Annotated in this window: 26 protein-coding genes and 1 tRNA gene; 15 read left to right on the top strand and 12 right to left on the bottom strand. The window is 65.4% G+C overall.

Annotated features, from left to right (window positions below):
* The first annotated feature begins 255 nt into the window (after positions 1–255).
* From ACS5PJ_RS22190 to ACS5PJ_RS22175, 4 genes are read left to right on the top strand one after another with little or no spacing between them, the layout of a single operon-like run.
* Positions 256–1242, top strand: coding sequence for an ABC transporter substrate-binding protein (locus ACS5PJ_RS22190; protein ID WP_439437004.1), 987 nt, complete (start codon positions 256–258; stop codon positions 1240–1242).
* Positions 1239–2081: an ABC transporter permease gene (locus ACS5PJ_RS22185; protein ID WP_439437003.1), complete on the top strand. Its 843-nt coding sequence runs from the start codon at positions 1239–1241 to the stop codon at positions 2079–2081. Before ACS5PJ_RS22190 ends, ACS5PJ_RS22185 begins: the two co-directional genes overlap by 4 nt.
* Entirely contained in the window at positions 2078–2851 is a 774-nt protein-coding gene (locus tag ACS5PJ_RS22180; RefSeq protein ID WP_439437002.1) for an ABC transporter permease, read from the top strand. Before ACS5PJ_RS22185 ends, ACS5PJ_RS22180 begins: the two co-directional genes overlap by 4 nt.
* The gene (locus tag ACS5PJ_RS22175; RefSeq protein WP_439437001.1) at positions 2841–3737 is read left to right on the top strand and encodes an ABC transporter ATP-binding protein; all 897 of its coding nucleotides are present in this window, start codon (positions 2841–2843) and stop codon (positions 3735–3737) included. Before ACS5PJ_RS22180 ends, ACS5PJ_RS22175 begins: the two co-directional genes overlap by 11 nt.
* A 113-nt stretch (positions 3738–3850) precedes the next feature.
* Here ACS5PJ_RS22175 and ACS5PJ_RS22170 read toward each other — a convergent pair whose 3' ends face one another.
* From ACS5PJ_RS22170 to ACS5PJ_RS22155, 4 genes are all read right to left on the bottom strand, one after another.
* Complete coding sequence (locus ACS5PJ_RS22170; protein WP_439437000.1) at positions 3851–4486, bottom strand: DUF2461 domain-containing protein; 636 nt, start codon at positions 4484–4486, stop codon at positions 3851–3853.
* Between the two features lie 196 nt (positions 4487–4682).
* Positions 4683–6170, bottom strand: coding sequence for a catalase (locus ACS5PJ_RS22165; protein WP_439436426.1), 1488 nt, complete (start codon positions 6168–6170; stop codon positions 4683–4685).
* An 11-nt stretch (positions 6171–6181) separates the two neighbouring features.
* Positions 6182–6664 carry a Fur family transcriptional regulator gene (locus tag ACS5PJ_RS22160; RefSeq protein ID WP_439436999.1) on the bottom strand — a complete coding sequence of 161 codons (483 nt, stop codon included), beginning with the start codon at positions 6662–6664 and terminating at the stop codon, positions 6182–6184.
* Positions 6665–6694: 30 nt separating this feature from the next.
* Positions 6695–7519, bottom strand: coding sequence for a hypothetical protein (locus ACS5PJ_RS22155; protein WP_439436998.1), 825 nt, complete (start codon positions 7517–7519; stop codon positions 6695–6697).
* A gap of 77 nt (positions 7520–7596) precedes the next feature.
* Between ACS5PJ_RS22155 and ACS5PJ_RS22150 the strand changes: the two genes are divergently transcribed.
* Positions 7597–8868, top strand: coding sequence for an MFS transporter (locus ACS5PJ_RS22150; RefSeq protein ID WP_439436997.1), 1272 nt, complete (start codon positions 7597–7599; stop codon positions 8866–8868).
* 29 nt (positions 8869–8897) lie between these two features.
* Positions 8898–9767, top strand: coding sequence for a zinc metalloprotease HtpX (gene htpX, locus ACS5PJ_RS22145; RefSeq protein WP_439436996.1), 870 nt, complete (start codon positions 8898–8900; stop codon positions 9765–9767).
* Positions 9768–9912: 145 nt separating this feature from the next.
* Here the strand turns inward: htpX and ACS5PJ_RS22140 are convergent, their stop codons facing one another.
* Positions 9913–10404: a YajQ family cyclic di-GMP-binding protein gene (locus ACS5PJ_RS22140; protein WP_439436995.1), complete on the bottom strand. Its 492-nt coding sequence runs from the start codon at positions 10402–10404 to the stop codon at positions 9913–9915.
* 205 nt (positions 10405–10609) lie between these two features.
* On the opposite strand from ACS5PJ_RS22140, the gene ACS5PJ_RS22135 reads away from it, so the two are divergent.
* From ACS5PJ_RS22135 to ACS5PJ_RS22125, 3 genes are all read left to right on the top strand, one after another.
* On the top strand, positions 10610–10864 hold the full coding sequence (locus ACS5PJ_RS22135; RefSeq protein ID WP_439436994.1) for a hypothetical protein: 255 nt from the start codon (positions 10610–10612) through the stop codon (positions 10862–10864).
* Between the two features lie 180 nt (positions 10865–11044).
* Positions 11045–11126, top strand: a tRNA-Tyr gene (locus ACS5PJ_RS22130).
* A 164-nt stretch (positions 11127–11290) separates the two neighbouring features.
* Positions 11291–11716, top strand: coding sequence for a CBS domain-containing protein (locus ACS5PJ_RS22125; protein ID WP_439436993.1), 426 nt, complete (start codon positions 11291–11293; stop codon positions 11714–11716).
* Between the two features lie 70 nt (positions 11717–11786).
* Here ACS5PJ_RS22125 and ACS5PJ_RS22120 read toward each other — a convergent pair whose 3' ends face one another.
* Positions 11787–12776, bottom strand: a complete 990-nt coding sequence (locus ACS5PJ_RS22120; protein ID WP_439436992.1) for a LysM peptidoglycan-binding domain-containing protein — start codon at positions 12774–12776, stop codon at positions 11787–11789.
* Positions 12777–13145: 369 nt separating this feature from the next.
* Positions 13146–13277 carry a hypothetical protein gene (locus tag ACS5PJ_RS22115; protein WP_439436991.1) on the bottom strand — a complete coding sequence of 44 codons (132 nt, stop codon included), beginning with the start codon at positions 13275–13277 and terminating at the stop codon, positions 13146–13148.
* Positions 13278–13283: 6 nt separating this feature from the next.
* Here ACS5PJ_RS22115 and ACS5PJ_RS22110 point away from each other — a divergent pair, with 6 nt between their 5' ends.
* Entirely contained in the window at positions 13284–13847 is a 564-nt protein-coding gene (locus ACS5PJ_RS22110; protein ID WP_439436990.1) for an acyl-CoA thioesterase, read from the top strand.
* On the opposite strand, the gene ACS5PJ_RS22105 is transcribed toward ACS5PJ_RS22110, so the two are convergent.
* Both ACS5PJ_RS22105 and ACS5PJ_RS22100 read right to left on the bottom strand, forming a co-directional pair.
* Positions 13844–14644 (bottom strand): ABC transporter permease subunit, encoded by an 801-nt coding sequence (locus ACS5PJ_RS22105; protein ID WP_439436989.1) that lies wholly within the window; start codon positions 14642–14644, stop codon positions 13844–13846. The two genes, ACS5PJ_RS22110 and ACS5PJ_RS22105, sit on opposite strands and share 4 nt — an antisense overlap.
* The gene (locus ACS5PJ_RS22100) at positions 14641–15564 is read right to left on the bottom strand and encodes an ABC transporter ATP-binding protein (protein WP_439436988.1); all 924 of its coding nucleotides are present in this window, start codon (positions 15562–15564) and stop codon (positions 14641–14643) included. Before ACS5PJ_RS22100 ends, ACS5PJ_RS22105 begins: the two co-directional genes overlap by 4 nt.
* 158 nt (positions 15565–15722) lie before the next feature.
* Between ACS5PJ_RS22100 and trxA the strand changes: the two genes are divergently transcribed.
* The gene (gene trxA, locus ACS5PJ_RS22095) at positions 15723–16124 is read left to right on the top strand and encodes a thioredoxin (protein ID WP_439436987.1); all 402 of its coding nucleotides are present in this window, start codon (positions 15723–15725) and stop codon (positions 16122–16124) included.
* An 89-nt stretch (positions 16125–16213) separates the two neighbouring features.
* Here trxA and ACS5PJ_RS22090 read toward each other — a convergent pair whose 3' ends face one another.
* On the bottom strand, positions 16214–16492 hold the full coding sequence (locus ACS5PJ_RS22090) for a putative quinol monooxygenase (protein WP_439436986.1): 279 nt from the start codon (positions 16490–16492) through the stop codon (positions 16214–16216).
* A 42-nt stretch (positions 16493–16534) separates the two neighbouring features.
* Between ACS5PJ_RS22090 and ACS5PJ_RS22085 the strand changes: the two genes are divergently transcribed.
* The gene (locus ACS5PJ_RS22085) at positions 16535–18211 is read left to right on the top strand and encodes an AMP-binding protein (protein WP_439436985.1); all 1677 of its coding nucleotides are present in this window, start codon (positions 16535–16537) and stop codon (positions 18209–18211) included.
* 152 nt (positions 18212–18363) lie between these two features.
* Entirely contained in the window at positions 18364–19335 is a 972-nt protein-coding gene (locus ACS5PJ_RS22080; protein ID WP_439436984.1) for a hypothetical protein, read from the top strand.
* 15 nt (positions 19336–19350) lie between these two features.
* On the opposite strand, the gene ACS5PJ_RS22075 is transcribed toward ACS5PJ_RS22080, so the two are convergent.
* Positions 19351–20865 (bottom strand): multicopper oxidase family protein, encoded by a 1515-nt coding sequence (locus ACS5PJ_RS22075; RefSeq protein WP_439436983.1) that lies wholly within the window; start codon positions 20863–20865, stop codon positions 19351–19353.
* The gene (locus tag ACS5PJ_RS22070) at positions 20849–21319 is read right to left on the bottom strand and encodes a hypothetical protein (protein WP_439436982.1); all 471 of its coding nucleotides are present in this window, start codon (positions 21317–21319) and stop codon (positions 20849–20851) included. Before ACS5PJ_RS22070 ends, ACS5PJ_RS22075 begins: the two co-directional genes overlap by 17 nt.
* Before the next feature lie 174 nt (positions 21320–21493).
* Here ACS5PJ_RS22070 and ACS5PJ_RS22065 point away from each other — a divergent pair, with 174 nt between their 5' ends.
* Both ACS5PJ_RS22065 and ACS5PJ_RS22060 read left to right on the top strand, forming a co-directional pair.
* Complete coding sequence (locus tag ACS5PJ_RS22065; RefSeq protein WP_439436981.1) at positions 21494–23545, top strand: GAF domain-containing sensor histidine kinase; 2052 nt, start codon at positions 21494–21496, stop codon at positions 23543–23545.
* Entirely contained in the window at positions 23538–24242 is a 705-nt protein-coding gene (locus ACS5PJ_RS22060) for a response regulator transcription factor (RefSeq protein WP_439436980.1), read from the top strand. Before ACS5PJ_RS22065 ends, ACS5PJ_RS22060 begins: the two co-directional genes overlap by 8 nt.
* The last annotated feature ends 170 nt before the right edge of the window (positions 24243–24412 follow it).

Raw genomic sequence — 24412 nt, 5'->3', positions numbered from 1 at the left:
ACTCCGCGCCCGATCCTTCCCCGGAATCGGGCGCGGAGTGACCCCGCGTTGCAGTAGTTGCCCTTCTTTGTGTGCACGGCGCGCCCGTTAGGTAACACTTACTGACACCGCCGTCTGGGAGCTGTAACAATGTGATTCGTGTGGTTGACCTCACATTAGAGTTGGTTCAAACTTAAATTCGAACGCCTGTTCGAATCTCGAACAACCGGGCGTAGGGTGAGCTTAGGCCCGCGCCATGTGCACATAGGAGTGAACATGAAACGTCGTATTTTCGCAGCCCTGGCCGCTGCATCGGTCTTCGGCCTTGCCGCCTGCGGAAGTGGTTCGCCAAGTTCCACCGGCGGCGGCACGGGTTCCGGCGCGGCCACGGGCGACGCGACGCTTACGAAGGTCAGCGTCGGCGTCATTCCGATCGTGGACTGCGCGCCGATCTTTCTGGGCGCCAAGCAGGGCTTCTTCAAGGATGAGGGACTGCAGCTTGATATCCAGACGGCCACCGGCGGCGCAGCGATCGTCCCGGGGATTGTCAGCGGCAGCTTCGACTTCGCCTTCTCGAACCTCATTTCAGTCATGGTCGCCAAGGACAAGGGTCTGGACCTGAAGTTCGTCGCCAACGGCGCCTCCACCACCGGAGAAAAGGGCAAGGACATTGGCGGCGTCGTCGTCCCTGCCGGATCGGGCATCAAGTCAGCGAAGGATCTTGCGGGGAAGACCGTTTCCGTAAACAACCTGTCCAATATCGGCGACACCACGATCAAATCGGTCATCGAAAAGGACGGCGGCAATCCCAGCGGCGTGAAGTTCGTTGAGGTTGCTTTCCCGGACGCACCGGCCGCCCTGGCCAACAAGCAGGTGGAGGCAGCGTGGATCCTCGAGCCCTTCCTGTCCAAGGCAGTAGCTGAAGGCGGAACGATCGTCTCCTCGAACTTCGTGGAGATGAGCCCCGAACTGGACATCGCCGGCTACTTCACCAAGGCGGATACCATCGCGGGCAAAGCGGAGCTGACGGCGAAATTCACCCGCGCGATGAACAAGTCCCTGGAGTACTCCCAGGCACACCCGCAGGAAGTCCGCGACATCGTGGGCACCTATACCAAGATCGACGAGGCAACCCGCGCGAAGATGATCCTGCCGCGCTACCGCGTTGAGTTCAACAAGGATGCCTTCAAGACCCTGGGTGAGGCCGCCGCCAAGTACGGCACGCTGACCAAGGCGCCGAGCGCGGACGATCTCCTCCCGTGAGACTGAAAACACCAACCTCCGGTGGCGCCGCACCCGGCGTGGAGCGGCGCCGCAGGAAGCCCAGCGGGATTCCAACCAGGCAACTGCTCGGCGTCGCGGGGATCATCGGGTTCCTGGTTACGTGGGAACTTATCCCCCGGCTTGGACTTATCGATCAGCGGTATCTGCCGCCGGCCAGCGAGGTCATCGCCGCCCTGGCTGTCGATTTCGGGCTCACCGCTTTCTGGGTTTCGGTTGGCGAGACCATGAAAGCCTGGTTCTTTGGCCTGGTCATCGCTGTCGCCCTGGCGGTGCTGGCCGGCTTCATCATCGGCTCCAGCGACTTCCTCCGGAAGGCCACCAACTCCACGGTTGAATTCCTGCGCCCCATCCCGTCCGTGGCACTGATTCCGCTCGCCGTGCTGCTCTTCGGCGTGAAGATCGAGTCCTCCCTGATGCTGATTACCTACGCAGCCTTCTGGCAGGTCCTGATCCAGGTCCTCTACGGTGTGGCCGATGTGGACATGGTGGCCAACAACACCGCCAAGACGTACGGCCTGGGTCGGATGGCCCGGATCCGCTACGTCGTTTTCCCCACGGCACTGCCCTACCTGATGACCGGCGTCCGGCTTGCGGCAACGGTGGCGCTGGTCCTGGCCATCACGGCGGAGCTGGTGATCGGCTCGCCGGGTCTTGGCCGCGAAATCGCCCTCGCGCAGTCAGGCGGCGCCATCTCCGGCATGTACGCCCTGGTCCTCGCCACCGGCCTGATCGGCGTTTTGATCAACGTGCTGATGCGGTTCATCGAGAAGAAAACGCTGTCCTGGCACCCGTCCGTCCGTTCGGAGGTGATCGTGTGAAAAGTCTGAAGACTCTCGGCTACATAGTGGGCCTGCCGGTGCTGCTGGTCCTGGTCTGGTGGGCTTCAACGCTGGGGAAGCCCAACTTCTTCGTCCCCACTCCTGCCAACCTGGTCGAAACATTCGGTGAAGTCTGGTTCGGGAACCGTTTCTTCAGCGACGTGCTGCCCAGCCTGGGACGGCTCCTGGTGGGCGTCATTGCCGCCATCATCATCGGCGTCGTCGGCGGCGTCCTGATCGGATCGATCAAGTGGCTCCGGGCCCTGCTGGAGCCCACGCTGGAATTCTTCCGGGCCGTCCCGCCCCCTGTCCTGGTCCCGGTCCTGATGCTGCTAATGGGCATCACCGACGCCATGAAGGTGGTTGTCATCATCTCCGGCTGCGTCTGGCCGGTGCTGCTGAACACCATTGAAGGTGTCCGCGCTGTTGACCCGGTGCTCTCCGACTCCACCCACACGTACGGGATCAGTGGCTGGGCCCGGGTCCGTTACCTGGTGCTGCCGTCCGCCAGTCCGCAGATCCTGGCCGGCGTGCGCCAGTCATTGTCCCTTGGGCTGATCCTGATGGTCATCTCCGAAATGTTTGCCTCTTCCTCCGGACTGGGCTTCACCATCGTCCAGTTCCAGCGGTCCTTCGCCATCCCGGAAATGTGGTCCGGAATCGTGGTTCTCGGACTGCTGGGCGTGGCCATGTCATTCATCTTCCAGTGGGCCGAGCGGAACATCCTGCGCTGGTACCACGGCCAGAAAGAGGTAGAAAATGCAGCCTGACCCAACTCAAGGAAGCCCGGAGCCGATGCTCTCCGTCCGCGGCCTGAAGAAGGTTTACCAGACCGACGGCGGCGACGTCGAAGCCGTCCGGAACCTGACTTTCGATCTCCGTGCGGGCGAGCTGGCCTGTCTGGTGGGCCCGTCAGGCTCCGGTAAGACCACCCTCCTGAAATGTATCTCCGGGCTGATGGCCCCGACCGAAGGCGAAGTGCTGCTGGACGGAAAGCGCGTGGTGGGGCCGCCGAAGAAGATGGCAGTGGTGTTCCAGGAATACGGCCGCTCTCTGTTCCCGTGGATGCGGGTCCGCGACAATGTGGAGCTGCCCCTGAAGAACCAGGGCATGCACAAGGCGGAGCGTGACCGGATCGTCGACGAAGCGTTGGAGGCCGTAGGCCTGTCACACGTTCCGCGGTCCTATCCCTGGCAGCTCTCCGGCGGAATGCAGCAGCGCGTGGCAATCGCCCGGGCCATCGCCTATCAGCCCGAAGTCCTGCTGATGGACGAACCGTTCGCCGCAGTGGACGCCCAGACCCGTGCGGACCTGGAGGACCTGATCCGGGTGGTCTGGAAGAAGTTCGGCGTGACCGTGCTCTTCGTGACCCACGACATCGACGAATCCGTCTACCTTGGCGAGCGGGTCATCATCCTCTCCAGCTCCCCGACCGTAATCCAGGAGGACATCGTGATTGACCTCCCGGAGGGGCGCGACCAGTTGGAGACCCGTTCGCTGCCGCGGTTCACCGAGCTGCGGCACCACGTCTACGAGCAGATCCAGCTGGCCAAGAAGGGCCACCGCCCAGCCGCTGCCAGCAGCTCCCCGGCCAGCGCGTCGACGGCAGGAACTCCAGTGGCAGGCACGCCTGCGTCCGGCTCGACGACGGCCTGAGCAGTAAGCGCCCGGCTGTCCTGACCCAGGCAGCCGGGCAACTCAACCGGGGAAAGCCTGCCGGGCAAACCTGCCGCGGGCAAACCTGCCGGGCAAACTTAACCCTTGGCCCGTCACGGAGCCGCGTGCCGGCCCACCCACTCCACCAGTGGCCGCAGCTTGTCCCAACGCGCCGCGATCTCCTGTACCGCAGCCGGCGTTGCGGCCCACTCAGGCTGGCCCAGCTCGACGCCCGCGGACAGCGACTTATGCTTGAGCAGCTCAGCCCGCGGATGGTCCCGGTCAAAGCCACGCGGCACGGTCTTGAGCTTCTCACCCTCCACCGCGAAGCCGGCAGCAGCTACGCCGTCAACTATTTGCCGCAGGGACTCGCCTGTCCCGGACGCGTCGACGGAGTTCCGGAAGCGTGCAAGCTGGGCCGGGGTGTGGGAGTGGTATCCGCCGCCCACCAGGAGCCCGTCTGCGCTGACCTGGATGTAGTACCCGACACCCTCCTGAGCCGAGGCGAAAGCTCCCTGCGCGGTCTTGTAGGGGGACTTGTCCGGTGAGAACCTGACATCCCGGTTGGGCCGGAAGATCTTCGCCGGGCCGAACCGGGGTTCCAGCTCCGCCAGCAGGGCCGTGAGCGGATCCCGGACCAGGCTGATGTAGCTGTCCTTGTGCTCCAGCCACCACTCCCGGTTGTTGTTGTCCTCAAGCTCCGCATAGAACGCGAAGGCCCCTGGGGGAATGCCTAGGAAAGTAGTCATGGTGTGATCCTAGGGATCACAGGCAGCGCCAGCCAGAGCGGCCCGCACCTATGTGGAAATCTCCGACGTGACGTGCCCGGAACGCAGCGCACCCGGAACGCTGGACGGCGGACGCAAAACTCCGGAACGCAGGACACCCCGCCACGGATAACCGTGGCGGGGTGTCGGATGTGCTGGCTCGAAGGCCGGACAGGGATTAGCCGATTTTGTTGGCTGCTTCGGCGTCGGAGTCGGCGGCGGGAGCCGCGCCCAGGTTCGCGCGCAGCTTTGCGCCGAGTTCGGCGTCAACGTTGGTCCAGTACTGGATGGCGCGTTCTTTGATTTCGGGGGTCTTCACACCGCCGACAGCACCGGTGATGGTGTCGAGCAGACGGGCCTTGGCGCCGTCGTCGAACACCTCGCGGTACAGGGTGCCGGCCTGGCCGAAGTCGCCGTCCTCGGCGTGCAGGGAGTGCGCGGACAGCGTGAGCTCGCCGTCGTTCTCCCAGCCACCGGCGGGGGAAGCCGGCTCAAGAGCGGCCGGGCCGCCCACGGAGTTGGGGGCGTAGACCGGAACGGACGGGGCGTTGAAGTGGTAACGTCCGGCGCCGTCCTGGCTGTAGTTGTTGACCTGGTTTTTGGGCAGGTTCACGGGGAGCTGGGCGTGGTTGGTGCCCACGCGGTAGCGGTGTGCATCGGCGTAGGAGAAGATGCGGGCCTGCAGCATCTTGTCCGGTGAGGCGGCGATGCCCGGGACGAAGTTCGAGGGCGCGAAGGTGGCCTGCTCGATCTGCGCGAAGTAGTTCTCCGGGTTCCGGGTCAGTTCCATGGTGCCGACGTGGATCAGCGGGTAGTCCGCGTGCGGCCAGACCTTGGTGAGGTCGAACGGGTTGAACCGGTAGGTTTTGGCGTCCTCGTAGGGCATGACCTGGACGTGCAGTTCCCAGGACGGGAAGTTCCCGGCAGCGATGTTTTCGGAGAGGTCGCGGATGTAGAAGTCCGCGTCCGAGCCGGCGAGTTCTTCGGCCTGGTCACCGGTGATGGACTTGACGCCCTGGTTGGACTTGAAGTGGTACTTGACCCAGAAACGCTCGCCCTCGGCGTTGATCCACTGGTAGGTGTGCGAGCCGTAGCCCTGCATTTCCCGCCAGGAGGCCGGCAGGCCGCGGTCGCCCATGAGCCAGGTGACCTGGTGCGCGGACTCGGGGGACAGGGTCCAGAAGTCCCACTGCATGTCCGCGTCGCGCAGGTGCGTGCCCGGGAGGCGCTTCTGGGAGTGGATGAAGTCCGGGAACTTGATGCCGTCGCGGATGAAGAAGACCGGGGTGTTGTTGCCCACGAGGTCGTAGTTGCCCTCGGAGGTGTAGAACTTCACGGCGAAACCGCGGGGATCGCGCCAGGTGTCCGGGGAACCGGCCTCACCGGCGACCGAGGAGAACCGGATCAGCATCTCGGTCTCAACACCGGGCTGCAGGAACGCGGCCTTGGTGTACTTGGAGACATCCGTGGTGGTCCTGAACGTACCGAACGCGCCGCCGCCCTTGGCATGCACCACACGCTCCGGCACCCGCTCCCGGTTGAACTGGGCAAGCTTTTCGATCAGGTAGTGATCAGTGAGGATGATGGCACCGTCGGCGCCGACGGCCTGGGAATGCGCGTCGGACGTGACCGGCGCACCTGACTGGGTGGTTGAAATGACAGTCAATTGTTCTCCTATTACTCGATTACTTGTGAGGGACGTTCAGAAGGAAGTTTTTGGGACTGCTGGCAGTCCTGGCAGATGCCCTGGTACATCACATCGGCAATCTGGATGGTCATCGGCCTGGCGTTTTCATCCCAGTGCGGGGTGAGGCAGGGGGCGTGCCCGACAGCGCACTCGACGTCCTCAACGCGGCCGCAGCTGATGCAGATGGCGTGGTGGTGGTTGTCGCCGACGCGCGTCTCGTACAGGGCGGGCGAATGCGGCGGCTCGAAGCGGCGCAGCATGTGCAGGTCCGTCAGGTCACCCAGGACCACGTACACAGACTGTGCAGTCAGTTCGGGGAGCTCGGCACGCGCGGCGGCCAGGATGCTCTCCGCGGGGGAATGCGGATGATGTTCGACGGCAGCCAGCACGGCGAGCCGCTGTTTGGTCACCCGGCGGCCGTGGGCACGCAGGGCAGCAGCCCATGCGTCGTGGCCGCCAAAGTTCTCCGTCATGGCTCCATTGAAGCACTTATTATGAACTCATCACAATAAGGCTTGGCTAACCTCCGGAAGCTTGAGCAGCAGTTCCAAGGGATTGACCGGCTCGCCCACCGAGCGGCCCAGGGCATGGATCTCCAGCCGGGGACCTGCGGCATCGGCAGCTATGCAGCTGAGCCCGCTGACCCCGAGGCGCGTGACCAGGCCCGGCAGGGCAGCGGCCGCTGCCAGCAAATCAGCCGGGGCGATGTGCGGAGTGCCGGAATCCGTTGCCAGCATGGTGTGCCGCGGCCCGACGTTGGGTTCCGGTGACCAGGACAGGACCGCCGGCAGGTCATTCGGCGGCGCCTCCACGCCCGCGTCCCGCCTCGCAGCCTCCACGTCCGCCTCCCGGCCCGCGGCCTCTCGGTTCGCGGCTTCCGGCTCCGCAGCAGCCGCCCGCGCCAAGGCCGAGCGCCGCAGCGCAGCCCGGAGGCCGTCGTCGTACTTAACAAGTTCACTGGCCGCCACCGGCAGCCGGCGCTGGGCAGGAAGGCGCAACTGCCCGCCGGGGCTGACGGTCTCGCCGTCCCAGCGGCCGAACAGATGGAACGTTGGCGTGGAGGATTCCACTTCAGGCTCGCCGATCGCTGAGCCGATGGGGTGCCACTGATGCGCAAAAACCACGGCGAAGCCCGTGGCGCCCAGTACCTCAGCCAGGGCCCGGCGGGCGGCACCCGCACACACCAGCCAGTCCGCGGCGGACCGCAGGTCGAAGGCAATGGCCGGGTTGCTCAGCCGGATGAGGAGATGGCCGGCGGTCAGGGCCGTCCGGGGCCGGGCCACTTCCCAGATGTCCGATGCGTAAAGCAACCGTCTGGACAGATTCATAAGCCAACTCCTTCCCCGCCTGAGGATACCAAGCGAGTGACAAAAGGTGTGACGGATGTGGCCACTAGGGTTGCAGGGTGGGGAAACTGCTGGCCGATATCACACCGCTCAAGGAAAGCCCTGCCTTCCGCCGGCTCTGGCTGGGCTCCGCAGTTTCCGCCGTCGGCAGCCAGCTCACCCTGGTGGCCGTCAGCCTGGAGGTCTACCGGCTCACCCAGGACAGCTTCTATGTGGGCCTGCTGGGTGTCTTTGCCCTCGTGCCGCTCATGTTCGGAGGCCTGTTGGGCGGGTCCATCGCCGACTCGCACGACCGCCGCGCCGTTGCCCTCCTTGCCACTTCCGTCCTCTGGCTGACCACGGGCCTGATCGCCCTCCAGTCCTGGCTCCAGCTCGGAAACGTCTGGGTGCTCTACCTGCTCGTGGCGCTGCAAAGCGGCGCCCAGGCCATCAATCAGCCGGCACGCAGCGCCATCATCCCCGTGCTCATCCGCAAGGAACTGCTGCCTGCCGCCAACGCGCTCAGCATGGTTTCCTTCGGGCTGGCCATGACGGTGGGACCGCTCCTGGCCGGCGTGCTGGTGGCCTGGGTGGGCTTCGGCTGGACGTACACCATCGACTTCATCAGTTTCGCTTTTGTGCTGTGGGCTGTGTTCCGGCTGCCGTCCATGCCGCCTTCGGGCAGTGCGGGGCGGGCCGGCATCAGGTCTGTCATTGAGGGCTTCCGGTTCCTGGGCACCCGGCCCAACCTTCGGATGACGTTCATCATCGACCTCGTGGCCATGATCCTTGCACAGCCGCGGGCGCTCATGCCGGCCATCGGTGCGGTGATGATCGGCGGCGGCGAGTCCACGGTGGGAATCCTGCTCGCTTCCACCGCGGTGGGTGCGTTCCTGGCCGGGCTCTTTTCCGGGCCCCTGGGCCGTGTCCGGTGGCAGGGGAGTGCCGTGGTGTGGTCCGTGATGGGCTGGGGCTCGTCGATCGCCGGCTTCGGTGCGGTGGTGCTTCTGGCCGGAAGAACGGGCGACGGCGGCGTTACGGTCTGGCTGGTACCGGCGGCTTTGTGCTGTGCCCTGGCCGGGATCGCGGACTCCATCAGCGCCGTCTTCCGGCACACCATCCTGCAGGCGGCCACCCCTGACCACCTGCGCGGACGGCTCCAGGGGGTCTTCATCGTGGTGGTGGCCGGCGGCCCGCGCGTGGGTGACCTGCTGGCGGGCGCCGGGACTAAAATTCTGAGTGAGGGCTGGGTGCTGCTGCTCGGCGGGATTCTGTGCACCGCCGTCGCATGGCTGGCGGCGCAGCTGCAGCCGGGCTTCAGGAAGTACGATGCCCATAACCCGGTGCCTTAGGACCGGCCACAGGAGACGGAGGAGCCGACGTGCACAAGCATTACAACGGCCTCAAGACTGCGGCGCTCTTCGGCGCCCTCTGGGCAGTGCTTCTTGGACTGGGCGGCCTGATCGGGCTGAACACCCGCAGTTCGGCGCCTATCTGGATCATGTCCCTCATCGGTGTGGCCACCACGGCCTACGGCTACTGGAACAGCGACAAGATCGCCATCCGCTCCATGCAGGCCTACCCCGTTACGGAGGCCCAGGCGCCCCAGCTCTACCAGATCGTCCGCGAGCTTTCCGTCCGGGCCAACCAGCCGATGCCCCGCATCTACCTCTCGCCCACCATGAACCCGAACGCGTTTGCCACCGGCCGCAACCCCCGGAATGCCGCGGTCTGCTGCACCGAAGGGATCCTGCAGCTGCTGGATGCCCGGGAGCTGCGCGGGGTCCTGGGGCATGAGCTGATGCATGTGTACAACCGGGACATCCTTACCTCGTCCGTGGCGGCCGCGGTGGCCGGCGTGATCACGTCCGTGGGCCAGATGCTGCTGTTCTTCGGCGGCGGCGACCGCCGCAACTCCAACCCGCTGGCCATGCTGGCCATGGCCCTGCTCGCGCCGTTTGCCGCCTCCCTGATCCAGCTCGCCATCACCCGGACCCGGGAGTACGACGCCGACGAGGACGGTTCACAGCTGACCGGGGACCCGCTGGCGCTCGCCTCAGCCCTGCGCAAGATTGAGCAGGGGGTGCGGATCGCTCCGCTCCCGCAGGAGCAGAAGCTGGTCAACACCTCGCACCTGATGATCGCCAACCCGTTCCGCGGCGGCGGCATGACCAGGCTGTTCGCCACGCACCCGCCCATGCAGGACCGGATTGTCCGGCTCGAACGGATGGCCGGCCGCCCGCTGACCTAGCGTCCCGTCGTCGGGCGTTCCCTGAGCAGGTGACGCACAAATCCGCCCTCGACGCACAAAGACGCCGGCGCTACCCGAATCATGGTAGCGCCGGCGTCTCTAAGCAGCGGCAAATATTATGCGCGTCGAAAACGGCCGGGCGCGGCTAGCTGCGGAAGTTGACGAACTGCAGGTCAGCCTCGTCAAAGTCCTTCAGCAAGGCCATCACCGACTGCAGGTCATCGCGGGACTTGGACGAGACGCGGAGTTCGTCGCCCTGGATCTGGGACTTGACGCCCTTGGGACCCTCGTCGCGGATCAGCTTGTTGATCTTCTTGGCCAGATCCTGCTCGATGCCTTCCTTGATGGTGGCTTCCAGCCGGAATTCCTTGCCGGACGCGTACGGCTCGCCGGTGTCAAGGGACTTCAGCGAGATGCCGCGGCGAATCAGCTTGGACTGGAGCACGTCCAGGACTGCCAGGACGCGTTCTTCCGAGTTGGCCTTCATCAGGATCTTTTCGCCGCTGAAATCGACCTCGGCGCCGACGCCCTTGAAGTCGTAACGCTGGACCAGTTCCTTCTGCGCCTGGTTCAGTGCGTTGGCCACTTCCTGCTTGTCCACTTTGCTTACGACGTCGAACGTTGACTCGCCTGCCATGACTCTCCTTACGTTGATGGGTACCCTGACATGCCTCTGCAGGGCGGGGATCTCTGTATTCCAGCCTAATACGGATCCGCAGCCGCGCTGCAGTGGATGAGGCGCCGTTGCGGATTCACAGTTCCCTCCTAGCGGACGCACTGCGGGAACGAAGCCGGGCCGGGGAGAGTTGGAGCAGTTGAAAAGCAGTCCGAAAGGGAAAGCAATGCACCGCGAAGCCGTCCGCTACGTCACCCGAACAACCTCTGCCGCCGCCGGAGCAGTTGCCACCGCAGCCACCTCGGTTGCCGCAGCGGCAATCGCCGCCTCCATTATTTTCAGTCCTGTCCCGGACGCCTCTGCCCGCATGGACGGCGTGAGCGAGGACCTGCTCCGGGCCGTCCAGCTGAACCAGATCACCGAGGAGCAGGCGGTGAAGTTCGAGGCCAGGCTCGCCGGACGGATACTGGGCGAGGTGTAATTTCCCTCTGTTCCGCGGAATTGAGGGGCTTTCCGGGCCGTTTTCGACTGCCTTCCGCGCCGATTCGATTCTTCGGCAGAAGTTCTGTAAAGTTGTCTTGCCCGCGGTTACTGGAAGCGGAACGGCCCGGAAACGGACGTTCTGAACACTGCAGCCGGGGGTGATCTTCTTTTGAAGTTCGGCAGATTACCCGAGCGGCCAAAGGGGGCTGACTGTAAATCAGCTGGCAACGCCTACGGGGGTTCGAATCCCTCATCTGCCACCCAATGAAAAGGCTCCGGAACCACCAGGTTCCGGAGCTTTTTTGTGCCCAAAAACAGTAGCAAACCGTCGTCGACATCGGAGTTGGCTGCGGCGTAGGCTGGCAGCATCGGCGCACGAGCCCCGGTGCCCTGCGTCGATACCTCAATCGATGAAGGAGGACCAATGAGTGCTGTACGTGAATTCATGACTACCGATGCAAGGTGTATTAAGGAAAACCAGTCTCTCGTAGATGCCGCCAAGATGATGCAGGATCTGGACTGCGGATCACTGCCGATCTGCGGGGACGATGGCAAGCTGAAGGGCATGATCACCGACCGTGACATCGTGCTCAAGTGCGTCGCCGCCGGCCGCGATCCGCGCGAAGTACTGGCCCGCGACCTCGCCTCAGGCAAACCGCACTGGGTGGACGCCGACGCGAATGTTGATGCCGCCATCGAGCTGATGGAGCGGCACCAGGTACGCCGGCTCCCGGTCATTGCCGACCACAAGCTGGTCGGGATCATCAGCCAGGGCGACATCGCGCGCAACTACTCCGAAGCGCGTGTGGGCGAACTGGTGGAGCACATTTCGGAACGCCATTCGGTGTAGTCGGATCAGACCCGACGGAAACCAGCGCCACGGAGTCCGCTCCGTGGCGCTGGCCTGTGCTGAGAGGGAGTCAGTTCAGCGCGATCAGGAGCATCTGGCTGGTGCCCGGGATGCAGGTCTGCAGGATGGCCCTGGGAAAACCGCCGAAGACCCGGATGACGTCGTTGGTGGTCCCGGGGTTAGGTACCTGGCCTCGCGCCGTGGCGGTGAACGTCCCGTAGCCCGGGATGCTGACCGTTTCGCCCACGCCGATCCCCGAGAAGCGGGCCCAGCCGCCGCAGAAATCGTGCTCCGTGATGAAGAGTGAATAACCGTCGTTGGGTGTGTAGTGGATCGGCCCGATGCACGCGTCCACCATGGACTGACCGCCGGCACCTGCCACGTAAATGGTCCGGACTGCAGGTGCCGCCTGGACAACCGGTGCCGGTGCCGGCGCGGGCGAAACTGCAGCCGGTGCCGCAGCGGCTGTGGCCGGCGCGGAGGCAGGAGCCGCGACGGCGGGCCCGCTCAGCTTCAGGATCTGGCCGGGGACGATGATGCTGTAGGCGCCCAGGCCATTGGCCGCGAGCATCGCATTCATGTCCACTCCGAACCTGGCCGCGATCCCGCCGACGGTATCGCCGGGCGCCACCGTGTAGGTGTTCGCGTCAGGAGCAGGAGCAGGAGCAGGGGCGGGAGCAGGTTCAGGGGCGGGCGCCGGTGGGGGAGGAGCTGCCGGTGTAGCGGCGGCCTCTGCGGGGGTCGGCGCAGCCTGGCCTGCGGCCGGCTGGATTGGGCCCCCGGACGGGTCGTCCAACGGCACTGCCACCAGCGGCCGTGCGACGGCCACAACTGGTGCTGCCGCCGTCGTACTTGTCTCTGCGGGCGGGGGAATCTCGGCCGCACGGGGCGGTCCCGCAATGGCTCCCACGGCGACGGCGGAGGCGACTGCCGCGATGGCCATTCCGGCCCACAACCGGTTACTGACGGGATTGCGCACTGGTGTGAGGTCTGCCCGCGGGATATCGGTTTCGAAGTTTCGGTGGGGTGGTTCGGTCGTATTTACGGTCAACTGATTCATGGGGTTGCCCATCGCAGGTCGGCCCAGTCAACGGCACAGCGGTGTAAGTCCGCTAAATGCCAGGTTGCAGGACGGATCGGGGTGTGATGCGCAAACGCAGTCCCGGCCGTGACCGGACCGCGCACGGATGCGCACGATGGGAGTCGTCCGCATACCCAGAAGATACGGAAACTCCACTATGAAGCGGCATCACCCACCCCAGCTCGGAGGATGCGCCAGCAACTTATTCGGCCCTAGGAACTCCGAGTCTAGGAAACGGGAACGGGCCCGGCACGAGTAGGCGTTACCCGAATTTCCCCGCGGAATACTTGGCCGCGGGCCGCCGTCTACTCAACCCCTGGCGTGACTACCTGCTTACATACCCGCAGGTCAGAGGCTGCGGCGTTCCTTCAGCCTGGAGATCTCGCGCCACTCGGCAATCTCCTGCCGCAGCGGCGCGATCCCCTTCCGGGTCAGGGTGATGGCGGTGGGTTTACCTGCGATGTTACCGCCGGGTAACATTAGGGAATGCACCTCCTCCTGCGAACTGTCCTGATGCTCTTCACCTCCGCCCGCCGTAAGGCGCTCACCATCTGGGACACTTCGTCCCTGCCGCTGAAGGTGCTGCCCACGGACATCGACATCGCCATGCACGTCAACAACGGCATGTACTTTTCCCTGATGGACCTGGGCCGTTTCGATCTCATGGTCCGCAGCGGCGTCTGGAAAACCATGCGGCGGCGCGGCTGGAGTCCGGTGGCCGCAGGGGAGACCATCGCCTTCCGGAAATCGCTGCAGCTGTGGCAGGACTACACCATAGAGACCAGGATCATCGGCCTGGACGCCAAGGCCATCTACTTCGAGCAGCGCATGGTGGCCGACGGCGAAATTTACGCCCGTGCCTATATCGCCACCCGCCTGGTCAGCAAGGGCAAACCGGTCAGCCAGGAGGACATCCTGCGTGAGTTCGGCCAGCCCCCGGCAGGACTCGAACTCCCCGCCTGGATCCACGAATGGCGTGAAACAAACGCCCTCCCCGGCAGCCGCACGCCGGCGCCACACGTCTGGGAAGAAGTGGCGGACCGGACCTAGGCGCCCACATCCCTGCGGCTCAAAGCAAACACAGCCAGTACCACCAGGCCCGCCGAGATGCCCCAGAGCCATCCGGCCGCCGCCCAATCCGCACCGTTTGCTACGGGCGAATTGCCGTAGGCCCAGTGGTAAGGGCTGAAGTTCAGCAGCCACTCCACGTCCTTGCTTTGACGTCCTACGGCGTTGAAGACGTAGCCCAGCACTCCCACCGCGGCGCCGGCGGCGAGGCCATAGGTTCGCCGCCCGGTGATGGCGCCCACGCACAGGGCGGCTGTTCCGCTCAGGAGGGCCAGCCCGGCAAAAAGAACGGCAGCGCCGAACAGGTTCTCCGGCTGGATGTCCAGCTTTGCCGAATCGTTGAGCAGCCGGACCAGGGTGAAGACGAGGGCCGCCAGCAGGACCACCTTCAGCAGCAGGGCGAGGGCCCGTTCGAGCACCACCTGGCTGCGCGTCACACCATGGGCGAGCGTGAGTTCAAGCTGGCCGGACTCCTCGTCCCCGCCTACCGCGGCGGCGCCCCAGGAGACGGAAGCAATGGTCATCAGCAGGAACCCGATCAGTCCGAACAGGGCCGCCTGGGTGTAGCCGGGCCCGCTGGCGATCTGGTCGTAATTCAAGGCCTTGGTCATTTCCGCCGGCAGCGCGTTGATCATCTGCTGCATCTGATCGCTCCCGCCGAGGGAAGGGTAGAGCGGCAGGTAGAGGAAGATCGCGGCGGCCAGCCCGGCCGCCCAGCCCACGGTGGAGCGCCAGGTGTCAAAGAAGGCGCGGCGGAACAGCGGCAGCACGGTAGTCATTTCGCCACCGCCTGCGGGCTCGAGTACATCTTCAGGACGGATTCCTCCAGATCGGGCTCCTCCAGGACCAGTTCCTTTAACTCCAGCATCCCCAGGGCCCGGACAAGCGGCTGGATGTCCCCCTCGAGAGTGGCAGCGAGGGTGACACCGTCACCGGACTCAAGCACCTCCACATGTCCGACCCCGGGCACGGCCCCCAGCAGCGCCGCGGCGTCGTGCGCTGAAATCCCCTGCGCGGTAAGCCGCATCCGCCGGACTGCGGCGTCACGCAGCGCGCTGACTGACTCCACGGTGATGATCCGGCCGTCGCGCAGGATGGCCACGGTGTCCGCGGTCTGCTGGACTTCGCTCAGGACGTGGGAACTGAGGAAGATGGTCTGGCCCTTGTGCCGGGCTTCGCGGACCATCGCGTGGAACTCCTGCTGGACCAGCGGATCCAGGCCACTCGTGGGCTCGTCCAGGACCAGCAGTTCAGGGTCGTGCATAAACGCCTGCAGCAGCCCGAGTTTCTGCTTGTTGCCCTTGGAAAGTTTCCTGGTGTGCCGGTCCAGGTCCAGCCCCAGCCGCTCGGCCAGTTCATCGATCCTGCCAGGAGCCACGGGGCCGCTGATCGCCGCATAGTGGTCCAGGAGCCTGCGTCCAGTGACGCGGCCTTCGAGGAACAGTTCGCCGGGAAGGTATCCGATCCTGCGGCGGAGTTCCGGGCCCCCCGCCCGCGGGTCCACGCCCAGGACGCGGATTTCCCCCGATGAGGGGCGGATGATGTCCAGCAGGCAGCGCATGGTGGTGGTTTTGCCTGCGCCGTTGGGGCCGATCACGCCGAAGACCGATCCGGCCTCGACGGCGAAATCGATGCCATGGAGAACCTCACGCCGGCCGAATTTCTTGGTGAGCGACCTGGCTGAAATTGCAGCGGTCATGCACCCTCCTTGACCCGTGTCCAGCGGCTGATGAGCCCAAGGGTAAGCTCCCTGGGGCCGCCTGTACACGGACTTTCATCCTTATTCCCGATGACGCGTGAAGCGAACAGGGGGCCCTGGCCGCGACATCGGCCGCACGCTCGCGTACCGTTGAACCCATGGCTACCGTAGACATCACAGGTGAACAGTTCGCATCGACCATCGAGGGCAATGACATTGTCCTGGTGGACTTCTGGGCTGAGTGGTGCGGTCCCTGCAAGCAGTTCGGGCCCACCTACAAGGCAGTATCGGAGAAGCACTCCGACGTCCTGTTCGCGAAGGTGGACACCGAGGCCGAGCAGCAGCTCGCCGCCGAAGCCGGAATAACGTCCATCCCCACGCTGATGGCGTTCCGCGAAAAGGTCCTGGTGTTCTCGCAGCCCGGCGCCCTGAACGCCCAGCAGCTCGAACAGGTGGTTGACGCCGTCAAGGCCCTGGACATGGACGAGGTCCACGCCCACGTGGCGCGCTCGCAGGCGGAAGCCGCGGCTGCCGGCCAGCCGGGCGGACCGCAGGACTGACTTTCCTTAAAGCAACGCGGGGTCACTTTTCGCCCAATAACTTCGGTTCTTCGGGCGAAAAGTGACCCCGCGTTGGTGTTTGCGGACGTCTACAGCCGTTCGATTTTCACCGGCTCGGCCAGCAACGCGCTGAGGGACTCATTCAGGTCCTGGACGGCCGTGCCCTTGGAGTGCTTCTCCAGGTCCTCCTCGGACGCCCACTGCTCGGTCAGGACCAGCTTCTCTTCGGTGGCCTCGGTCAGCTCGTAGCGGATGCAGCCGGGCTCGTTCACCACCTCGTCAATGGCGATTTCCAGGGCGAGCTTCACGCGGAAGAACTCGCCCTCGTTGGGGATGAATGTTGCCAAAAGGTCGATGGGTGCAGTCATGGATTTCACAATACCGGGGAGCGCAGGGTGTAGCGTGCCATCATGCGCGCTTACACAGCCGGGGACACTGACGTCCCGCTGCTCGAAGAGACCATCGGGACGAACTTTGAGCGGGTGGTGGCCCGGTTTCCCTTCCATGACGCGCTGATCGAGGCGGCGGCGGTGGCTGGCGCCGATGCCCGCCGGTGGAGCTACACCAAGATGAACGACGACGTCGACCGCCTCGCGCGTGCGCTCCTCGCCTTGGGTGTTGCCAAGGGTGACCGGGTGGGTATCTGGAGCCCGAACTGCGCGGAGTGGACCATCCTGCAGTACGCCACCGCCAAGGCCGGCGCCATCCTGGTGAACGTGAATCCCGCGTACCGCAGCCACGAGCTGGAGTTTGTGGTGCGGCAGAACGGCATGCGGATGCTGGTGGCTGCGCCGTCGGACCGCACCGCCGACTACGTGGGTATGTCGCGCCAGGCGCTGGCAACCTGTCCGGATCTCCGGGAACTGGTGTTCCTGCCGGACTCCGGCACGGAGGGGCTCGACGCCGGGGTCCCCCAAAGCGACCAGGAGCTGACGTACGCCGAGCTGCTTAAGCGGGCCGACGACGTCGGGCATTCCGGCTTGAAGGCGCGGATGGCCGAACTGGACCCCCGCGACCCCGTCAACCTCCAGTACACCTCCGGGACCACCGGCTTCCCAAAAGGTGCCACGCTGACCCACCACAACATCCTGAACAACGGCTACTCGATCGGCGAGCTGCTGGGCTACACGGAGCATGACCGGGTGGTCATCCCGGTGCCGTTCTACCACTGCTTCGGGATGGTCATCGGGAACCTTGCCGCGCTCAGCCACGGGGCCGCCACCATCATTCCGGGCCGCGGCTTCAATCCTGCGGCTGCGCTGGAGGCCGTGCAGGACTTCCGCGGAACCTCCCTCTACGGTGTCCCCACCATGTTCATCGCCGAGCTGGCCCTGCCTGACTTCGCCTCCTACGATCTGTCAACGCTCCGGACCGGCGTGATGGCGGGCTCGCTGTGCCCCATTGAGGTGATGAACCGGGTCATCTCCGAGATGAACATGTTGGATGTGGCCATCTGTTATGGCATGACCGAGACATCGCCGGTGTCCACCATGACCCGCGACGGCGACACGCTCCAGCAGCGCACGGAGACGGTTGGCCGCACCATGCCGCGGCTGGAAAACCAGGTTGTGGATCCGGCGTCGGGCGAAGTGCTGGAGCGCGGCCGGATCGGCGAACTCTGCACCCGCGGCTACTCGGTGATGCAGGGCTACTGGGACCAGCCTGACAAGACGGCCGAGGCCATTGATGCTGAGGGCTGGATGCATACCGGCGACCTGGCCCGGATGGATGAGGACGGCTACGTGGTGATCGAGGGCCGGATCAAGGACATGGTGATCCGCGGCGGCGAGAACATCTACCCGCGCGAGGTCGAGGAGTTCCTGTTCAGCCACCCCTCCATCCAGGACGTGCAGGTGATCGGTGTGCCGGACGCCAAGTATGGCGAGGAACTGATGGCCTGCATCATCCTCAAGCCCGGCGCGGAACCGCTGGACGCGGCCGCCGTCGCCGAATTCTGCCGCGGACAGCTGGCACATTACAAGATCCCGCGGTACGTGGATATCCGCGAGAGCTTCCCCATGACGGTTTCCGGGAAGATCCGCAAGGTTCAGATGCGCGAGGAAGCGGTGGCCCGGCTCAGCCTCTGACCACCAATGCAACCTGCCTAAAGCAACGCGGGGTCACTTCCTGCCCGATAATCGGGGTTTATCGGGCGCGGAGTGACCCCGCGTTGCCGGCTCTGGGGCTGTCCTGTGGATAACTTCTGAAGGGAATCCCGCCAGGGTGCAGACTTGGTGCCATGGTTACGGCGAAGCCACTTCCCGAGGAGCTCTCGAAGCTTCCTTTTACGGTCTACCAGGCACAGGCGCTGGAAGTTGCACCAAACCGCCTGCGGGCCAAGGACCTGGTTGGTGCAGGGCGGCTGATCCGGACGCACGCGGGCCGGGACCTTTCCCTGATGGATCGTGCACGCGTGCTCTGCGCTGCTACTCCTGGCGCCTGGGTGTCCCACGAGACAGCGGCTGCTTTCTTCGATCTAGGCCTTCCGCCCTGGCTGGACCAAGAGCCGCGCTTCCACCTCAGCAAGCCGCATGGATTGCCCAGGGTGCGGCGGGCCGGCGTCATCGGCCACCGGGTGCACGTGGTTCCCGGCGAAGTCGTGGACATCGACGGGATCCGGGTGAGCGGGCCCGCACGGACGTGGCTTGACCTGGCCCACGAGCTCCCGCTGCGGTATGTCGTGGCCATGGGAGACCAACTGATCCGCGTTCCCCGGCCGGAGCTGGAGTTCCGCAGCACGCCGTTCGCCTTCAAAGAAGGTCTGTGCCTGCTGATCCGGCAGCATCCGAACATGAAAGGCGTCGAAAAGGCGCGGCTGGCGCTGGATGAGATGCGGGTGGGGTCGGATTCGTTCCCGGAAACGTTCCTTCGGCTGGCGCTCGCGGACGCGCACCTGCCTGAACCCGAATTGCAGCTCCGTCTTGATCCCGACGATCCGTGGTCGCCCGCAGCCGACCTTGGTTTTCGAAAACACCGGATCGCAGTGCAGTACGACGGCGAGCATCACCGGTCGAGGGAACAGCAGTCGCGTGATAACCGCCGCGACGAATTCTTCATCAACGCCGGATGGTCCTATTTCAAACCGAACGCGGACGATCTCGCCGAGGATTTTCAGGGCCTCATTGCCAGAATCAAACGGGCACGCCGCCGCTTAACACCAACGCGGGGTCACTCCCGGCCCGATAATCGAGGTTTATCGGGCTTGGAGTGACCCCGCGTTGCAGTGTTATTCGGGCTGGTTGCCGGCGGCGCCGTTGATGGTGAACGGGGTGGAGACCCCCTCGTACATCAGGTGGGCGACGAGCCCGTCCACAGCGTGGGGGAGGGTGTGGCAGTGGTCGCTCCAGATGCCCGGGTTGTCGGCCACGAAGGCTACATCGTAGGACTCGCCGGGGTGGACGTCGAGCGAGTCGACCCACCAGGGACTCCCGGATGCCGGCACGCCGTCGCGTGAAAGGACGACGACATGGTGGCCGTGCAGGTGCATCGGATGCACCTCGCCCGTCTCGTTGACGATGCGCATCGCCACGACGTTGCCCTCGCGGACATGGAACATCGGGACATCGGGGAAAAGCTGTCCGTTGATGGTCCAGAAGTTGCCGGGACGCCCGTCGATCAGGCCGTAGCGCCGTCCGATCACGTAATCGAACGCCAGGTCCGGCGCCGCTGCGTCGAATCCGAGCGGTGCGGGTGTGCTGTAGGTCAGCAGGTCAAGCGTCCCGGCGGGCTGCCGCGCTGCCGGTGCGGTCACCGCCGGATCGCCGATGGATATGCTCCTGGCCCCGCCGACGTGGAGGCGCACCGAGCCCTGCGAAGGGACCTGCGAGGTGACGTCCAAACGCCCGCCCGCGGGGATCCGCACCGTCCGGCCCTCGACGGCGGCCGGGTGGTTAACCTCGTGCCCGTCAGTTGCCACAACCCGGAAGGCCCCGGCGGACCAGACAGCGGCCGTGCCCTGGTCCGTGTTGATGATGCGGGTGCGCACCGTGGAACCGGGGGCAGCGGCCACGTGTTCGTCCTGGACCCGCCCGTTGAGCGTGTGCTGGCCCCCGTAAACGTGCAGGAGCGCGATAACTTCCGTCTCGGCGTCGTTCGCTGACGGCCCGGGAGGTTCGATCACGACGGCACCGAGCAGCCCGCGCTCAACCTGCTCATGGGACACCTGGTGGGAGTGGTACCAGTAGGTCCCCGCATCCGCTGCGACGAACCGATAAACGTGGTGGCCTCCCGCCGGAACAGCGTCCTGCGTGATGCCCGCTACCCCGTCCTCCGCGTTCGGCACATCGATGCCATGCCAGTGCAGGGTGGCGCCGGCGGCGACCGACTCGTTAATGAAGGCCACCTCCACGAGATCTCCCTGCCGCGCCCGGATGGTGGGGCCCGGGGAGGTGCCGTTGAGCGTGTACCCATCAACCGGACGCCCGCCAGGAACGTCGATGGTCTGCTGGCGGGCGACGAGCTTGACGCGGACATCAGGATTCCGAAGCGGGTCCGCGATCAGCCCGGTCAGGCTGACCGCGCTGACCTGACCGGGAGCGCCGGGAGCGCCGGAGCCGGAGCCGGTGCCGGAACCGGCGCCGGCGCCCGAGCCATGGACGTGGCCGGTGTTTCCGCTGCCCATGTCCATGACCGAGTACTCGCCCAGCAGAGTGGATCCCCATCCCAGCGCGCCCAGTCCCAGGGCGCCGGTCACCACCATGCCGACGGCGATGCGCCCGAGGAGTTCACGTCGCGACTGCATTTGAGGCATGTTCCACAGCCTTGGCTGCCGTGGGGTGGCTGACGCGCCGCGCTGCGTACACGGCGGAAAGGAACACTGCCAGTGCGTTCGCGCCGTGGATCAGGCCGAGGTAGGGCATGTCCGTGATCGAGTATCCAAGGGTGATCTGCAGCGCCACAACGCCAAGCACGACGGCGGCCCACAGACGTGCGCCCTGCATTTTCACGAAGAACGCCACCACAAGCAAAGCGAGGGCGGCGAGCGGGATGACCATCCCGCCCACGATGGCGTGGATCGGGAAGCCAAGTTCTCCGGTGAAGGTCGTCGTCTGGCGGCTCTCCACGAGTGCCTTGTCGATGACGCCGCCATCCTGGATGTAGTGCGCCATCCCGCCGAGGCCGAAGGCGATCGACGCGGCCTGGACGGCGACACCGCCGGCGATGATCCAGGCGATGATCGAGTAGGTCCTGCGCATGATGTCCTCCTGTTCGTGCGGATGCCGTTCGATGGCATCCGCTGGACATCACGTTAGGAGGGCTTCGGACGGCCCGTAACGGGGGAGTCCAGCACGGTTCAATGGGGGCCAGCCGCCAGGGAAGGTGGGGGAGACCCCCTCCCTGTAACCGCCCAATAGGCGGATCATGAAACTGTGCTCCGAAGATGGGGATTGCTTGCCACGCTGGCTCCGATCGGGACGGCGGCGCTGTTGTATGTCGTCATTGTCCGGGGATTCATTGATTCAACAGCGGATCACGCCCTCGCCTGGCCGCTGCTCGGTGTGCTCCCCACGTTTGTGTTCGGAATGTGGCTGCTCACGGTCTCGCTGTCCCGTTCAGCCATCTTCATCGCCCTGGCGTCTACCGCGATGGCGGTCGGATCGGCGTATGAATCGTTCGTGCAGCGGAACGCCGGGTTGATCCATGAGCCATGGTTTCCGCTTTTCAACACCATAGGTCTGACAGCGGATGAAGTATCAACTGCCGGTTTCCTGATCATGTTCGCCACTTATCCCACCGGCATTCCGGAACGGAGGTGGCAGCGGATCGCCGTCGGGTTCCTGTGGGTGCCGGTGCTGGTGGGGCCACTGACCCTGTTGACAACCCGGCACGTCGTCATGCCCGCCTACACCGGCATCGCCGGCGAAGCTGTTGCAAATCCGTACGCAGTGTCCTCGCTGGAGTGGGCCGCCCCGGCGGTGCATTACTTCATCTACCAGCCGTGGCCGAGCGTCATGCTGGGGCTTGGCGTGCTCTACTCGCGGGCGCTCTTCAGTGAAGCCGAAGTCCGTGCACGCATGCGCGTGGTGACCTGGGTGGTCACGGCGTCCCTTGCCGCCTTTATCCTGTGGACGTTCGTCCCGCCGCCTTGGGCCAACGCGGTCGCGGTGGCAGTCTTCGCGTCGCTCATCGCCATTCCTGTCGCGGCCATCCACGGCATCCTCCGGTATGGAGCCTTTGATATCGCACCGGGTGACCGCGGGCGGCTTACTGCCCGCTCGTCCAATCTCCTGATCACGGTTTTGTACGGGATCGGGACCGCGACGCCGGCCGTGTTGTTCGCCGACAGACTGACGGTCGTTGGCGCGATCCTGCTCACCACCGTCTTCGCCATCTGCCTGCTGCCGTTGCGCAGCTGGCTGGGGAACTGGATCCAGCGCGCCATCTTCGGCGACCGGGACCGCCAGCTGACGGTTCTCAGCCAGCTTGGCCGCCAACTCGAGCAGTCCGTCGAGCCGGGCGACCTGCTGACGCGGCTGGCTGAAGCCGTGCGTTTTGGTCTTGACGCCAGTTGGGTGCGCATCCGGCTGGCAGGACCCGACGGCGGCCTCGCCGAGTCGCCGAAGGGTGTGGCCGGGGAAGTGACGGGGGAGCCGGTGGACTCGTGCGTCCTTGCGCGGGCAGACGAAACCCTGGGGCGCATCGAGGTGGGCCCCCGCAGGCGCGGGGACTACAGCGACGCCGAACGGGCCTTGTTGCGGACAGTCGCCGGCCAAGCCGCAGCGTCTGTGGCCAATGTGCGGCTCAGCTCCCAACTCGCCGAGCAACTCAACGATCTGACGGCGTCCCGCGAACGCCTGGTTGCTGCCCAGGACGACGAGAGGAAGCGCCTGGAGCGCGACCTGCACGATGGAATCCAGCAGAATGTCGTGGCCCAGATTGCCGGGCTCCGGCTTGCCCGGAACCGCCTCCAGCGGGGTCAGCTCACGCCGGGCGAGCTGACCGGACTCCAGGAACAGGCCCGGGAAACCCTGACCGACCTCCGCGAGCTGGCACACGGCATCCACCCGCCCGTGCTGAGCGATAACGGCCTCGTGGCTGCCATCGAGTCCAGCGTGGCGCGGTTTCCGATCCCACTGACCGTGAAAGCGGACGACGGCATGCGGGCAGAGCGTTTCCCGGAGGACGTGGAAACAACGGCGTACTACGTCGTGCGGGAGGCGCTCGCCAACACGGCCAAGCACGCGCACGCGACCCTCGCCTCCGTCGGGCTGGAGCGGAAGGACGGTCACCTGCAGATCGCTATCACCGACGACGGCTGCGGCATCGGCCCACTCCCGCCGGCGATCTCCGGGGGCCTGGCGAACATCCGCGACCGGGTGGCGGCTTTGCGGGGTACTGTCAACGTCTCGGGCCACGACCCGTCCGGCACCACCGTGCTGGTGGACCTCCCCGTGGAGCGGCAGGAGCACCGGAGTGGATGAACAGGCTGTGCTGCGGGTGGTCATCGCCGAGGACAACTACCTCGTCCGCGAGGGGATCCGGCGTCTGCTGGAGGACTCCGGCGAGATCGACGTCGTCGCATGCACGGGCAACGCCGCTGAACTGCTGGATGCCGTCCGGCGGTTCTCTCCGGATGCTGTCCTTACGGATATCCGGATGCCGCCAGGCCACCACATGGAGGGGATCGAGGCGGCGCGTGTGATCCGGGCCGCGCACCCGGACACGGGCGTGGTGGTGCTCTCCCAGCACGCCGACCAGAGCTATGCGCTCGCGCTCTTCGCCGATGGCTCAGCGGGACTGGGCTATCTGCTGAAGGACCGTATCGGCGACCTCGAGGACCTGGTCCATGCGCTCCGGGAGGTACGCGCGGGCGGTTCGGTCATCGACCCGCAAATCGTGGATACGCTGGTCCGGCGCCGCAGTGCGGCGGCGGCCAACCCACTCGCCGACTTGTCCCAGCGGGAACTGGACGTCCTGCGGGAGATGGCACAGGGAAAGACGAACGCGGGCATCGAGCAGGCGCTCTACCTGTCCTCCTCCACTGTGGAAAAGCATGTCAACGCCATCTTCACCAAACTCCGCCTCCCGGCGTCGGGAGTCCACCGCAGGGTGGCGGCCGTGCTCGCCTTCCTGCAGAGGAACGGCGAGGACTCGGCGGACCGGAAAGACGGGACCTGAGGCCCGCCCCTACTGCAACGCGGGGTCACTCCTTGCCCGATAATTGAGCTCAAAGTCAATGGGTCGTTGCAACTTTGGGGCTAGGCTGCGGCGGCGATGAGTTGGCGCATACGTTGTTTGGGGGTCTCGAGGTTCAGTGTGGGGCGTGGCCGGTTGTTGAGTTTGTTGGC

It is taken from the genome of Pseudarthrobacter cremeus (genome assembly GCF_051857465.1).
Lineage (GTDB): Bacteria > Actinomycetota > Actinomycetes > Actinomycetales > Micrococcaceae > Arthrobacter.
The sequence above is the reverse complement of the archived record's forward strand: the minus strand, read 5'-3'. Positions and strand labels throughout refer to the sequence as shown.